The sequence below is a fragment of the Citrobacter sp. Cu233 genome (genome assembly GCF_030332225.1).
Classification (GTDB): domain Bacteria; phylum Pseudomonadota; class Gammaproteobacteria; order Enterobacterales; family Enterobacteriaceae; genus Citrobacter.
Genome location: NZ_JAOWIF010000035.1, coordinates 224,451 through 238,473, shown reverse-complemented (window position 1 = coordinate 238,473; position 14,023 = coordinate 224,451). Strand labels below are relative to the sequence as shown.

At 50.4% G+C, this 14,023-nt stretch carries 11 protein-coding genes and 1 pseudogene; 8 read left to right on the top strand and 4 right to left on the bottom strand.

What is annotated here, in order from left to right; all coding sequences use genetic code 11:
- Nucleotides 1-97: 97 nt before the first annotated feature.
- Complete coding sequence (locus tag OGX95_RS14665; RefSeq protein ID WP_286629966.1) at nt 98-427, top strand: DUF3302 domain-containing protein; 330 nt, start codon at nt 98-100, stop codon at nt 425-427.
- A 5-nt stretch (nt 428-432) separates the two neighbouring features.
- Nucleotides 433-1,569 (top strand): HlyD family secretion protein, encoded by a 1,137-nt coding sequence (locus OGX95_RS14660; protein WP_286629965.1) that lies wholly within the window; start codon nt 433-435, stop codon nt 1,567-1,569.
- Nucleotides 1,570-1,597: 28 nt separating this feature from the next.
- On the opposite strand, the gene OGX95_RS14655 is transcribed toward OGX95_RS14660, so the two are convergent.
- Nucleotides 1,598-2,551: a LysR family transcriptional regulator gene (locus tag OGX95_RS14655; protein ID WP_286629964.1), complete on the bottom strand. Its 954-nt coding sequence runs from the start codon at nt 2,549-2,551 to the stop codon at nt 1,598-1,600.
- A gap of 121 nt (nt 2,552-2,672) precedes the next feature.
- On the opposite strand from OGX95_RS14655, the gene OGX95_RS14650 reads away from it, so the two are divergent.
- The 3 genes and pseudogenes from OGX95_RS14650 to OGX95_RS14640 all read left to right on the top strand — a co-directional run bounded on the left by OGX95_RS14650 (nt 2,673) and on the right by OGX95_RS14640 (nt 4,755).
- The gene (locus OGX95_RS14650; RefSeq protein ID WP_286629963.1) at nt 2,673-3,413 is read left to right on the top strand and encodes a MipA/OmpV family protein; all 741 of its coding nucleotides are present in this window, start codon (nt 2,673-2,675) and stop codon (nt 3,411-3,413) included.
- 177 nt (nt 3,414-3,590) lie between these two features.
- Nucleotides 3,591-4,163: pseudogene (yiaJ, locus tag OGX95_RS14645) on the top strand (IclR family transcriptional regulator YiaJ); the annotation flags it as partial.
- 118 nt (nt 4,164-4,281) lie between these two features.
- Entirely contained in the window at nt 4,282-4,755 is a 474-nt protein-coding gene (locus tag OGX95_RS14640) for a 4Fe-4S dicluster domain-containing protein (protein ID WP_286629962.1), read from the top strand.
- A gap of 34 nt (nt 4,756-4,789) precedes the next feature.
- Here the strand turns inward: OGX95_RS14640 and avtA are convergent, their stop codons facing one another.
- Both avtA and malS read right to left on the bottom strand, forming a co-directional pair.
- Nucleotides 4,790-6,040: a valine--pyruvate transaminase gene (gene avtA / locus OGX95_RS14635; protein WP_286629961.1), complete on the bottom strand. Its 1,251-nt coding sequence runs from the start codon at nt 6,038-6,040 to the stop codon at nt 4,790-4,792.
- Between the two features lie 176 nt (nt 6,041-6,216).
- On the bottom strand, nt 6,217-8,247 hold the full coding sequence (gene malS, locus OGX95_RS14630) for an alpha-amylase (protein ID WP_286629960.1): 2,031 nt from the start codon (nt 8,245-8,247) through the stop codon (nt 6,217-6,219).
- Between the two features lie 316 nt (nt 8,248-8,563).
- On the opposite strand from malS, the gene OGX95_RS14625 reads away from it, so the two are divergent.
- A complete protein-coding gene (locus tag OGX95_RS14625) occupies nt 8,564-9,388 on the top strand; it encodes a protein bax (protein WP_061066797.1) in 825 nt (274 codons plus the stop codon).
- A gap of 90 nt (nt 9,389-9,478) precedes the next feature.
- Here the strand turns inward: OGX95_RS14625 and xylR are convergent, their stop codons facing one another.
- Nucleotides 9,479-10,657, bottom strand: a complete 1,179-nt coding sequence (gene xylR, locus OGX95_RS14620) for a D-xylose utilization transcriptional activator XylR (protein WP_286629959.1) — start codon at nt 10,655-10,657, stop codon at nt 9,479-9,481.
- A gap of 358 nt (nt 10,658-11,015) precedes the next feature.
- Between xylR and xylA the strand changes: the two genes are divergently transcribed.
- Nucleotides 11,016-12,338 (top strand): xylose isomerase, encoded by a 1,323-nt coding sequence (gene xylA / locus OGX95_RS14615; RefSeq protein WP_286629958.1) that lies wholly within the window; start codon nt 11,016-11,018, stop codon nt 12,336-12,338.
- 72 nt (nt 12,339-12,410) lie between these two features.
- Entirely contained in the window at nt 12,411-13,865 is a 1,455-nt protein-coding gene (gene xylB, locus OGX95_RS14610; protein ID WP_286629957.1) for a xylulokinase, read from the top strand.
- Nucleotides 13,866-14,023: the final 158 nt, after the last annotated feature.

The window sequence follows — 14,023 nt, the reverse complement described above, 5'->3', positions numbered from 1 at the left end:
CATTGCATGCGATCTGGTCATGCCACTAGTATTATCAACTCTATTGTTGAAAACAATCAGCATCCGAAATTATTAATTTTAAATCTCTGAGGCAAATATGTTTCTTGATTATTTTGCACTAGGAGTGCTTATCTTTGTATTCCTGGTTATTTTTTATGGGGTTATTATTTTGCATGATATCCCTTATTTAATCGCAAAAAAACGTAACCATCCACATGCCGATGCAATACATGTTGCTGGCTGGGTAAGTTTGTTTACATTGCATGTGATTTGGCCTTTTTTATGGATCTGGGCAACGCTTTATCGCCCGGAGCGTGGGTGGGGCATGCAAAGTCAGAGTGTTGACTCTTCCCTGACCCAGCTTCAGGCGCGGGTAGCAGATTTGGAAAAGAAACTGGGTGAGGCGACCCCCTCTCCGGCGGAGTAATATCGATGGATTTACTGATCGTTTTGACCTATGTGGCTTGCGCATGGTCGGTATTTAAAATTTTTAAAATCCCTGTCAATAAATGGACCGTACCTACCGCGGCATTGGGTGGCATATTTATTGTGTGTGGTCTTATATTACTGATGAATTATAACCACCCTTATACATTTAAAGCACAAAAGGCGGTAATTTCTATTCCCGTCGTGCCGCAAGTAACAGGAGTGGTAACGGAAGTCACGGATAAGAAGAACACGTTGATTAAAAAAGGCGAAGTTCTGTTTAAACTGAATCCGGGGCGTTATCAGGCGCGGGTTGACCGCCTGAAAGCCGACATTGTCACGGCACAGCATAAAGAGCAGGCTCTTGCTGCGCAGCTGGATGAAATGGCTGCAAATACGCAGCGGGCGAAAGCCACACGTGACAAGCTGGCGAAAGATTACCAACGCTATGCGCAGGGGAGTCAGGCGAAGGTGAATCCTTTCTCTGAACGCGATATTGATGCGGCGCGGCAAAACTATCTGGCGCAGGAAGCGTCGGTAAAATCCTCGATTGCCGAACAACAGCAAATACAGAGTCAGTTAGACAGCCTGGTGTTGGGTGAAAATTCGCAAATTGCCAGCCTGAAAGCACAGCTGGCTGAAGCGGAGTTTAATCTTGACCAAACCGTGGTTCGCGCACCCAGTGATGGTTACGTTACACAGGTGCTGATGCGGCCAGGAACCTATGCCGCTGCACTGCCGATGCGCCCGGTAATGGTGTTTATCCCGGATCAAAAACGGCAAATTATCGCCCAGTTCCGCCAAAATTCTTTGCTGCGACTGGAACCCGGCGATGAAGCTGAAGTGGTGTTTAATGCACTGCCGGGTAAAGTGTTTAGCGGTAAGCTGGCGGCTATTAGCCCAGCCGTTCCGGGAGGGACATATCAGTCGAATGGGGCGCTGCAATCTTTGAATTCTACGCCTGGTTCAGAAGGGGTGATTGCCACAATCGAATTGAATGAGAATGTGGATTTGAATGCGCTGCCTGATGGTATTTACGCCCAGGTCGCGGTCTACTCAGACCATTTTGCCCATGTCTCAGTGATGCGCAAAGTCCTGCTGCGTATGACCAGTTGGGTGCATTACCTGTATCTCGACCACTAAACGTCGGCTATTGGCTTACCTTTCTCGCTTACTCAGGCGACTGTTGCTGCGCCTGAGTAAGCTGCAGGCGTATCTCATTTAACATCTCATCAAGAATAAACTGTACTCGCCAGGGCTGATATTCGCGTTTGCGGAAAATGGCCACAAGATCCAGCCACCACTCATGCTGTTCAGAGAAGCACGGAACCAACATTCCGGCTTGGGTATCCTTTTGCACGCTTTTATTTGGCGCAAAAACAATGCCTAAATGGTTACGTGCCAATGCCAGTGCCGACTGCGTATTGTCGCAGACGTAATTCCCCGTTACACGATAGTCCTGTAATTCTTTACCTTTGCCTGAGGTGAATCGCCAGATATTCGCGTCATCAATCATCATTGAATCAATAAGAATACAGGAATGACCCTCCAGTTCCTCAGGACTACTGATAGGATGTTTATTGAGATATTCCTGACTGGCAAAAGCAGAAACCGCATATTTAGTAATGAAACTGGCAACCAATGACTCATCTTTAGGTTGTGTATAGGTAATTAAAATATCACAGTCGTCAGGGAAATCGACGCCTTCATAAAATGCTTTACGCTCCAGATTATATGTTTTTAGCGAAAGACTAATACCGCCAATATTCTGGATTTTTGCAATAACATGTTGCGATAAGTATGTCACTATTCCTGTCGGTGCATATACTGTTACGCGACCACGCTTTTCATGCTTATAATCCGCAATGAAATTGTTTAACTGATCGGTTCTATCCAGCATGTCATTAATGTAGGGCAGTAGTGCTGTCCCAAACGGTGTCAGGGTAAGCTGTCGGGTGGTTCTGTCGAAGACTTTTAACCCAACTTTTGATTCAAAATCAGCAAGATATTTGCTGACGTTGGCCTGTGCGATGCCGAGAACGGTGGCAGCGTGACTGATGTTTTCACTGGCAGCAATGACTGAAATGATCTTCAGCTCCCGGTGTTTGAGTTGTAATTTGTTCATCGCCAAACCCAATATATATATGTTTGTATATATTACTATATAAATATGGATGTTGCACCGACGAAATTGTAAGCATTATTATGCACGCGCTTTGTAGCTTATTTTAAAATGGAATGTTGGCATGTTAATTAAACGCAATATTGTGGCGCTATTTGCCTTTTCTTTTATGGCGAGTGCGACAGCCGCAGAATTTTCTATTGGCGGTGGCGCTGTATATAATGAATCGCCTTATCGTGGATATAATGATAATGTTCACGCAGTACCGCTTGTCAGTTATGAAAGTGAATCATTTTATTTTAGGCAAACAACGTTAGGCTATATTCTGTCGAAGAGTAAAAGTAATGAATTTAGTCTTACTGCTTCGTGGATGCCGCTGGAGTTTGACCCTGCCGATAACGACGATCATGCAATGAAGCAGTTGGACAAACGAGACAGTACCGCGATGGCCGGTGCTGCATGGTATCACCATGAGAAATGGGGCAGCGTAAAAGTCTCCGCGGCGGCGGATGTTCTGGACAACAGCAATGGTTGGGTAGGGGAAGTGTCTCTGTTCCGCCAAATGCCGATGGGTAAGCTGACACTGACTCCGGCTGTTGGTGTTCTTTATTATGACGAAAATTTCAACGAATATTACTACGGTATATCTGGCAATGAATCCCGCCGTAGCGGGTTATCAAGTTATTCCCCGGGCGATAGCTGGACGCCCTATGTCGGGTTGTCGGCTAAATACGCGTTAACCACTAATCTGACGTTACTGGCAAGCGCCAACTATAGCGTGCTACCGGATGATATTAAGAATAGCCCAATGGTCGATCGCGACGACAGCTTCACTTTCCTGTCAGGGGTGAGCTGGCGCTTCTGATCCTCACCCGTTTGTCCTCATGGAAGAGGGCGATTTTTTCGTGATACGTTGACGGATGGCGCTAACTGTCGCCATCCGTCATAGCATTACAGCCATATGATTGCTGTGTGGTGTCAGCTTTGCCCGTAATACGCATTCGCGCCGTGCGAATGGACTAATATCGCCGGGATCTGCATTTTCATCGCTGTTGGGCAGAAGGCGCTGTCGTCACTGAATATTATCCCTGTCGCCGCGCCGCACCTTGAAGCGCTGAATATTGCCACCGGTGAAACGATCAACTTTTCCAGTCGCGAAGATGACCACGCGATTCTGATTTATAAGCTGGAACCCACCACCGGTATGCTGCGGACCCGCGCCTATATTGGTCAGCATATGCCGTTGTATTGCTCTGCGATGGGCAAAATTTATATGGCGTTTGGTCATCCGGAGTATGTGGCCTCTTACTGGGAGAGCCACCAGGAGCTTATCCAGCCACTGACCCGCAATACCATTACTGGTTTACCGGCGATGTACGATGAGCTGGCGCAGATCCGTGAAAGCAGCATGGCAATGGACCGGGAAGAGAATGAGCTGGGCGTGTCCTGCATTGCGGTGCCGGTGTTTGATATTCATGGCCGCGTGCCGTACTCAGTTTCAATTTCACTCTCCACTTCTCGCCTGAAGCAGGTTGGGGAGAAGAATTTACTCGAGCCGCTGCGGGAGACCGCTCAGGCAATTTCGAATGAACTGGGCTTTACCGTTCGCGATTAGGCGAAACGCCAGAGTTGATCACATACCTGACAAAATTTAACCGTTTCCCCTGTCCGATCAAAGCGACAGGGACAGCCTCTCTGGCACTCTGTGGTTTTTAACGGCGACGGAGAAGGCAATGAACGGGTTTATTATGGCGGATGCGGCGAAATGTATTGGATGTCGTACCTGTGAAGTGGCCTGCGTCGTCGCACATCAGGAAAACCAGGATTGCGCAGCGGTCTCTTCCAGCGCCTTTACCCCGCGCATTCGGGTTATTAAAGACGATGCGTTTACCACGGCGGTTAGCTGTCACCAATGTGAAGATGCACCCTGTGCCAATGTCTGCCCAACCCACGCTATTCGTCGCGAACGTGGACATATCTTCGTTGAACAGGCGCGTTGCATTGGCTGTAAGAGTTGTATGCTGGTCTGCCCGTTTGGGGCGATGAATGTGGTTGCACAGCGCTCGCGGGTGCAGGCGGTTAAGTGTGATTTGTGCTGGCATCGTGAGACGGGCCCGGCGTGTGTAGAAGCCTGCCCAACCAGCGCGTTGCAGTGCATTGATGCTGTTAGTATTCAGCGGCAGCGTCTGCGGTCACAACCGTTGTGAATTAGCCCGACCCGAGCCAGGGTCGGGCTAATTATCAGCCTTCCAGCCAGGCGCGTTCTATCTCTTCAGCCAGAATCTTCACGCCAGCCTCGATTTTTTCCGGTTCCGGTACGTAATTCATCCGCATGCACTGATGCGTATGCGGCCAGGGTTTATCCAGCCCTGGGAAGAAGTAGTCGCCAGGAACCATCAGGACACCGCGTGCTTTCAGACGCTGATATAGCAGCTCGGTGGAAATCGGTAAATCCTTGAACCATAACCACAGGAAAATCGCGCCTTCTGGTTTATGAATCAGGCAGCGATCTTCAGATAAATAGCGGCGAATAATCGCAATCGTCTCCTGAACGCGCTGATAATAAAACGGTTTGATAACCGTCTCCGACAGACGCAGAAGGTCGTTGCGCTTAATCATTTCGCACATGATTGCCGGACCCATTCCGCCAGGCGCAAGGCTGATAATGCCGTTCATATTGGTGATGGCGGTGATGATTTTTTCATTAGCAATAATGATGCCGCAGCGAGAGCCCGGCAGCCCCAGCTTGGAAAGGCTCATGCACAGTACAATATTGGGGTTCCACAGCGGACGCGCTTCGCTAAAAATGATGCCTGGGAATGGGACACCATAGGCGTTATCGATAACCAGCGGAATTCCATGCTGATTGGCCAGCCGGTCCAGCTTCATCAGCTCTTCATCGGTGATCACATTGCCGGTTGGGTTCGTCGGACGTGACACGCAAATCATGCCCGTCTCTTCGCCGATATGCAGGTGTTCAAAGTCAACGTGATACTTAAACTGGCCTTCCGGTAACAGTTCAATGTTTGGTCGCGCTGAAACGAAAAGGTCTTCTTCGAGCCCTGAATCGGCATAACCAATGTATTCCGGTGCCAACGGGAACAACACTTTTCGGGTGGTTCCGTCGGCACGACGTCCGGCGAAGAGGTTGAATAAGTAGAAAAACGCGCTCTGACTGCCATTTGTCAGTGCAATATTTTGTGGTTCGATATCCCAACCCAGCTTCTCACGTAGTAGTTTCGCCAGCTCAGACAGTAGCTCGGTTTTACCTTGTGGACCGTCATAATTACAAAGCGCATCAGTGACTTTGCCGTTTTCCAGCATCTCTGCCAGCAGAGACTGGAAGTAATCCTGCATCTGTGGGATTTGCGCCGGATTACCGCCGCCAAGCATGATGGCGCCTGGGGTGCGTAAGCCGTCGTTGAGGTCCTCCATCAGGCGCGTGATGCCTGAATGGCGGGTAAATTTGTCGCCAAAAAGTGAGAATGTCATAGCAGGTGGTCTGTCGAACTCAGTATTAAAGTGGCTAACCATAGCGCTACCTATGGTGGGGTGCAAATCAGGCTTACAGAGCCGAATTGATGTTTTGTGCTGCAGATTTTTTGCTGGATAGTTTTTTATATTGAATCTGGCTTCCCGTGCTGTTGAGTACGAGAAGCTTGTTGGGATCAGGGGTGGCCGGCCCACACGACCATGACTTTATCGTCGCCGTGTTCGCGGATAAATCCGTATCCCTGCTTTAATGAAAGCGTGGTTTGTTTACCCGCTCCGATGGCGGGATGCCGTGCTCTGAACTGGCTAATGCGCTGCCAGTGCGCGACGCTGGCGGCAGATTTCCCGCTAACGTCCTGCCAGTTCATCTGCGAGCGTGTACCTTGTAACGGGTCTGAGCCGGTTGGGCCGAAGGGGCGTGCCGACTCGTCACCGTAAAAAAGTTGTACCGCGCCAGGGGCCAGCAACAACAGTTCGGCGGCTTTGTCTCCACCTTCACGGAACAGCCGGGTATCGTGTGATGAGAGATAGCTCAGGACGTTAAAATCCTGCAATTTATCCGCCATTTGCTGCCAGGTGAGATCGATATTCGCCAGACAATCGACGGCCCTGGCCGCCTGCTCCTGATAGTCAAAATTGATCATCGCATCGAAACCGTGGCGGTAATAATCGCTTTGCATGACGCCATGTCCCCAGGCCTCGCCGGTCATCCAGAAGGGTTTATCATCCAGCGCTTTGTCTGGATTCGCTTTCTTCCATTCGGCCAACGCTGAGCTGGCCTGCGCTTTTAGCTGTTGCCAGGCCGGAAGCTCGACATGTTTTGCGGTATCGACCCGAAATCCGTCAATGCCGTAGTCACGCACCCACTGGCTGAGCCAGTGAATCAGATAATCTCGTGGTGTATAATCAGGGATGGCTTTGGCGCGGGTATCCGGCTTGTGTTGATAAAAATTCGGCAAACCCGAAGGCGTAGTAGACTCCGTTTTCAGATCGGGCAGGAAAGCCAGCGACATGGTCAGGTCGTCAAAACCCGGATTGTCGTAGTCGCCAATGTCTGTGCGGATCCACTTTTTTCCCCACCACTTTTCCCACGCGGCTTTATCACTGAAGTTGATGTAATCATTAAAGCTGTGCCAGCTCTGCCCGGACACGGGTTTCCAGTCCGTCCAGCGTTCACCGAGCGTTTTTTTCAGTTCCTCACCTGACAAGTACAACGCCCCAAACTGGTACTCCTGCATATCAGCCAGTGTGGCGTAACCGGTATGATTCATGACAACATCGAACAGAATGCGGATGCCGCGTTGATGCGCGCCGTCAACCAGTGCACGCAGGTCGGTCTCGTTACCCATATTGGCGTCGAGCGTGGTCCAGTCCTGGGTGTAGTAACCGTGATAGGCGTAGTGCGGGAAATCGCCTTTAGTGCCACCGCCAACCCAGCCGTGAATCTGCTCAAACGGGGCGCTGATCCACAGGGCGTTTACCCCCAACCGTTGCAGGTAGTCGAGCTTGCTGGCAAGACCGCGTAAATCGCCGCCATGAAAGGTACCAATCTCCTGCATACCGTCATTGCGACGTCCATAGCTGTGATCATTAGTCGGATCGCCGTTTTCAAAGCGGTCTGTCAGTACGAAATACACCGTGGCGTTGTGCCAGTCGAAAGCGGCGGGTGCATTTGTTTCCGCCCGTTCTAACAGTAAAAGTCCATTACTGGCCGCGTCGGGTTGCAGGGTAATGGTTCCGTTTTTCACCGTTGCCGTTTGCTGGCTATAGTAATCGCGTACCACGGTGCCTTCCGGGAATGTCTGGCTCACATCCAGCGTCAGCGGCGAGCCATCCCATTTTGGACACTGGCGGATCTGGGCGGTGACGGCATCAGCCACGTTTTTTACTGACAGCATTAGCGTCGGTGTACCGGAGCGGGTATCGACTTCCAATGTGTAATCGCCGTCTTTAAATAAACGCCACTGCGGCGGTGTGCCTTCACAGGGTTTTAGCGACAGCATCTGATTGAGTTTAATGGCATCTGTAGGCTGCCAGCACTGTTGGTCAAAATTCAGGGTCAAAGGGCGAGTACCCTTCGTCAACGCTGCATGGCTGACAAATTTACCCGTACCTTCCACTTCGAAAGTAGGGAAACCCTGAGAAGTCCATGATGAGGCGATGGCAATGCCGGGCAGTAATACCAGCGCAACGGCGGCAAGTTTCATAATGCTGTCCTTGATGCTGCGATTTACGCCAGTTTGCCAGTGAAATCAGACCGGAAACTCATCCTTAGCGTTGATTCTGCCAGGATGAGAGATGAGGGTGAGCGATCACGCGCAAAAAACGACCTGATTTTGCGATAACCTCCACATTTCCTTCGAATTAACAGCACCCGGAACGGTTTGTACGTGACATAGTTTCAGAATTGGACTATTCCTTTGGGTGCTCTTGACGGCTATTTTTGATATGATTTGAGATTCATCTCTCATTTTTGTGAAAAATATAAGGTGTTGGAATGTTTAAATCCGACCAGGAGACCTAATGATATTGACTCCCATTCGACGATATGGGGCAATGATTCTTATGTTACTCACCATTGCATTTTCGGGTGAGGTGCTGGCAAAGACACACACGGCGACAACGAGTCATAAGCCCCAGGTAATCAAGGCAAGTAATACACAGGTAAGCAGTAAACAAGAGTATTCTCGCAATAGTGCAAAGAGTAGTTCACTTCCTGATTTGCGAAAATACCCTTCCGGAACACCAAGGAAAAAAGCGTTTCTCCGGACGGTTATGCCTTATATTACCAGTCAAAATGCTGCCATTACGGCGGACCGTAACTGGCTGATCTCAAAGCAGTACCAGAATCGCTGGTCACCGACTGAGCGTACGCGTATGAAAGACATCGCGAAACGCTACAAGGTGAGCTGGTCTGGTAACACGCGTAAAATTCCATGGAATACGCTGCTTGAGCGCGTAGACATCATTCCTACCAGTATGGTGGCGACTATGGCTGCGGCTGAAAGCGGTTGGGGCACATCGAAACTGGCGCGTAGCAATAACAACCTGTTTGGCATGAAATGTGTCAAAGGCCGCTGCAACAATGCACCCGGTAAGGTGAAAGGCTACTCACAGTTTGAATCGGTAAAAGAGTCGGTGAATGCCTATGTCATTAACCTGAACACGCACCCGGCATACTCTTCCTTCCGTAAATCGCGCGCGCAGTTGCGTAAAGCCGATCAGGAAGTGACAGCGACCGCGATGATCCATAAGCTGAAGGGGTACTCCACCAAAGGACAGAGTTACAATAACTATCTGTTCGCGATGTACCAGGATAACCAGCGTTTAATCGCCGCGCATATGTAATCCCACAGGCCTGATGGCGCGACGCTTATCGGGCCTGTGAGTCACTCTGTAGGCCGGATAAGGCGAAGCCGCCATCCGGCACCATTCCCCTTACAGCATCACCTCACTGTTCATGTCACGGTACTCTTTTGGCGTCGTGTCGTATTCTTTCTTGAAAACGGAATAGAAATACTGCAACGACGGGTAGCCGCACATTTGTGAAATTTCGTTTATCGCGAGCGTTGTGGAGATCAACAGGCTACGCGCTTTTTCCAGTTTTTCGGCATGAATCACGGCGTGGATGGTCTCCCCGACCTCGTCTTTAAAGCGCTTCTCGAGATTTGAACGTGAAATCCCTACTGCATCCAGCACCTGCTCGACTTTAATGCCTTTACAGGCATGGTTGCGGATAAAGTGCATTGCCTGAATGACAGCGGGATCGGTCAGTGAGCGATAGTCGGTTGAACGACGATTCACGACGCGTACCGGAGGCACCAGAATGCGTTGCAGCGGCAGTTCTTCATTCGCCAGTAAGCGGTGCAGAAGTTTTGCTGCCTGATAGCCCATCTGTCGCGCGCCCTGAGCAACGGATGACAGAGCGACCCGGGACAGGTAACGGGTGAGTTCTTCGTTATCAATCCCAATAACACACAGTTTTTCCGGCACCGGGATATGCAAATGCTCGCAGGCCTGCAGAACATGCCGCGCACGTGCATCGGTCACGGCGATAATACCGGTTTGCGGGGGTAAAGTTTGCAGCCAGTCCGCCAGTCGATTTTGCGCGTGCTGCCAGTATTCCGGCGCGGTTTCGAGACCCTGATACACGACGCCACGGTATTTTTCTTCTGCCACCAACTGGCAAAATGCATACTCTCGTTCTGCGGCCCAGCGCTTGCCGCTGGAGACGGGGAGGCCATAAAACGCAAATCGGTTAATCCCTTTTTCTTTCAGATGCAGAAAAGCGCTTTCCACCAGTGCATGGTTATCAGTCGCAATGTAATGGACGGGTGGATAATCGCTTTCAAGATGGTAGGAACCGCCGACACCGATGATGGGAACATCGACATCGGCAAGTAATTGTGCAATGTCATCATCGTCATAATCAGCAATAACACCGTCGCCTAACCAGTCTTTGATATTATCAATACGGGCACGGAAATCTTCCTCAATGAATATATCCCATTCAGATTGCGATGCTTGTAAATATTCACCTACGCCCTCTACCACCTGGCGGTCATAGGCTTTATTAGCATTAAATAATAGGGTGATGCGGTGTCGTTTATCAAACATAAGAGCCTATCCTGAAAGGTTAACGTGGCCTGTCGATACTACCAAACCGCAGGTGCGACTACTTGATGAAGCGTGACAAATTTCTTATTTGGGTAACACTACGCAAAATTCACACACCACGACCAGGAAGACAATTGTCATTTCTTATCTGCGTATTACGGTTTTTTGTTTATTGATGAAGAGCCGATCGCGATCGCTTTTTTAATTGCTTATTCAGTGTGCATTTTTGGGAGCCAGCGCACATTTGGGTATTCTCTTAATGGCGGTGTGAAATAACGTAATTGAGCAATAAATCAGGAAATTCCAGTATGACTGTATCGCAGTTTACTTGCCGTATTACCTGATTATGGAGCTTATTATGCAAGCTTATTTTGACCAACTCGATCGCGTTCGTTTTGAAGGTACAAAATCCACTAACCCACTCGCATTTCGCCATTACAACCCTGATGAAATCGTGCTGGGCAAGCGTATGGAAGATCATCTGCGCTTTGCCGCCTGCTACTGGCACACTTTCTGTTGGAACGGCGCGGATATGTTCGGTATGGGAGCCTTCGACCGTCCGTGGCAACAGCCGGGTGAAGCATTGGCGCTGGCAAAACGTAAAGCGGATGTGGCTTTTGAGTTTTTCCATAAGCTGAATGTGCCTTACTACTGTTTCCATGATGTTGACGTCTCGCCTGAAGGCGCGTCACTGAAAGAGTATAAAAATAACTTTGCCCAGATGGTGGATGTGCTGGCGGCAAAACAGGAACAGAGCGGCGTGAAACTGCTGTGGGGTACGGCAAACTGCTTTACTAACCCACGTTATGGCGCAGGTGCAGCGACTAACCCGGACCCGGAAGTTTTCAGCTGGGCGGCTACACAGGTCGTGACTGCCATGGATGCCACACATAGATTAGGTGGTGAGAACTACGTTTTGTGGGGCGGCCGTGAAGGTTATGAAACGCTGCTTAATACCGACCTGCGTCAGGAACGTGAGCAGATTGGCCGCTTTATGCAACTGGTGGTCGAGCATAAACACAAAACTGGTTTCCAGGGCACCTTATTGATCGAACCGAAGCCGCAAGAACCCACTAAACACCAGTATGACTACGATGCTGCGACCGTTTACGGATTCCTGAAGCAGTTCGGTCTGGAAAAAGAGATCAAACTGAATATTGAAGCAAACCATGCCACGCTGGCAGGCCATTCGTTCCACCACGAAATCGCTACGGCGATTGCCCTGGGGCTATTTGGTTCCGTCGATGCGAACCGTGGCGACGCACAACTGGGCTGGGATACTGACCAATTCCCGAACAGCGTAGAAGAGAATGCGCTGGTCATGTACGAAATCCTGAAAGCGGGCGGTTTTACCACTGGTGGCCTGAACTTTGATGCCAAAGTCCGTCGTCAGAGTACTGATAAATACGATCTGTTCTATGGTCATATTGGTGCGATGGATACTATGGCGCTGTCGCTGAAAATTGCGGCCCGTATGATTGAGGACGGTGGTCTGGATCAGCGCGTGGCAAAACGTTATGCCGGTTGGAATGGTGAGCTGGGCCAGCAAATTCTGAAAGGTCAGATGACGCTGACGGAAATTGCGCAGTACGCTGAACAACATAACCTGGCTCCGGTGCATCAGAGCGGCCATCAGGAACAGCTGGAAAATCTGGTAACCCATTATTTGTTCGACAAATAACGGACTGCTGAGTACGTCCGTAAGCCCGGATAGCGATTCGCTACCGGGCCTTTCTTTAAGGAACGATACCCTATGTATATCGGGATAGATCTTGGTACATCAGGCGTAAAGGCCATTCTGCTGAACGAGCAGGGCGATGTGGTGGCCTCGTACACGGAGAAACTGACCGTCTCCCGGCCTCATCCATTATGGTCAGAGCAGGATCCTGAACAGTGGTGGCTGGCGACGGATCGTGCTGTAAAAGCGTTGGGTCAACAACATTCTCTCAGCGAGGTAAAGGCGTTAGGTATTGCCGGGCAGATGCACGGCGCGACGCTGCTTGATAAGCAGCAGAAGGTTCTGCGTCCGGCAATCCTGTGGAACGACGGTCGCTGCGCTGAAGAATGCGTGATGCTGGAAAATCAGGTGCCGCAATCTCGTATGATTACCGGCAATCTGATGATGCCTGGCTTTACCGCCCCTAAATTGCTGTGGGTTCAGCGCCATGAACCGGACATTTTCAGCCAGGTTGATAAAGTCCTGCTGCCGAAAGATTACCTGCGTCTGCGTATGACCGGAGAGTTTGCCAGCGATATGTCGGATGCCGCAGGTACGATGTGGCTGGATGTCGCGAAACGTGACTGGAGTGACGTCATGTTGTCTGCGTGTCAACTGACTCGCGCACATATGCCGACCTTGTATGAGGGCAGTGCGATTACCGGAACTCTGTTGCCTGGTGTCGCGCAATCCTGGGGCATGTCAGAGGTTGCGGTCGTTGCGGGTGGTGGCGATAACGCGGCGGGTGCGGTTGGCGTAGGGATGATGAATGCAGGCCAGGCAATGCTGTCATTGGGGACATCCGGCGTCTACTTTGCTGTAAGCGACGGCTTTCTCAGTAAACCAGAAAGTGCGGTACACAGCTTCTGCCACGCGTTGCCTGAACGGTGGCATCTGATGTCAGTGATGCTGAGCGCCGCATCCTGCCTCGACTGGGCGGCAAAATTAACCGGGTTGATAAGCGTACCTGCGCTGATTGATGCCGCACAGCAGGCAAATGAGCAGGCTGAACCGGTCTGGTTCTTGCCCTATCTGTCAGGTGAACGTACGCCGCACAATAACCCGCAGGCGAAAGGCGTCTTTTTTGGCCTGACGCATCAGCATGGGTCGGCAGAACTGGCGCGAGCGGTACTTGAAGGTGTGGGATTTGCTTTAGCTGATGGTATGGATGTGGTACATGCCTGTGGCGTTACACCGGCCAGCATTACGCTCATTGGTGGTGGGGCGCGTAGCGAATACTGGCGGCAGATGTTGTCCGATATCAGCGGGCTGCAGCTGGATTACCGTACCGGCGGAGATGTCGGTCCTGCCCTGGGCGCAGCACGGCTGGCACAAATTGCGATGAATCCACAACAACCACTCTCTGACTTACTGCCTCAACTGGGGCTGGAACAGGCGCATTATCCTGATGCAGAGCATCATGCTCGTTATCAACAACGTCGGGAAACCTTCCGTCGTATCTATCAGCAATTGCTGCCCTTGATGTCCTGATCGTGTTCCCCTCTGATGAGCAGAGGGGATTTCCCACACATATGTTTCCATTGAATCAATAATTCGTGTGCATGAATGTATTCTGAAATTTCAGTGAAATAGCGTTTTTCTGTGTTGTCTTGAGTGGGGTATTCATAATGTATCCGTGGTAGAGGATA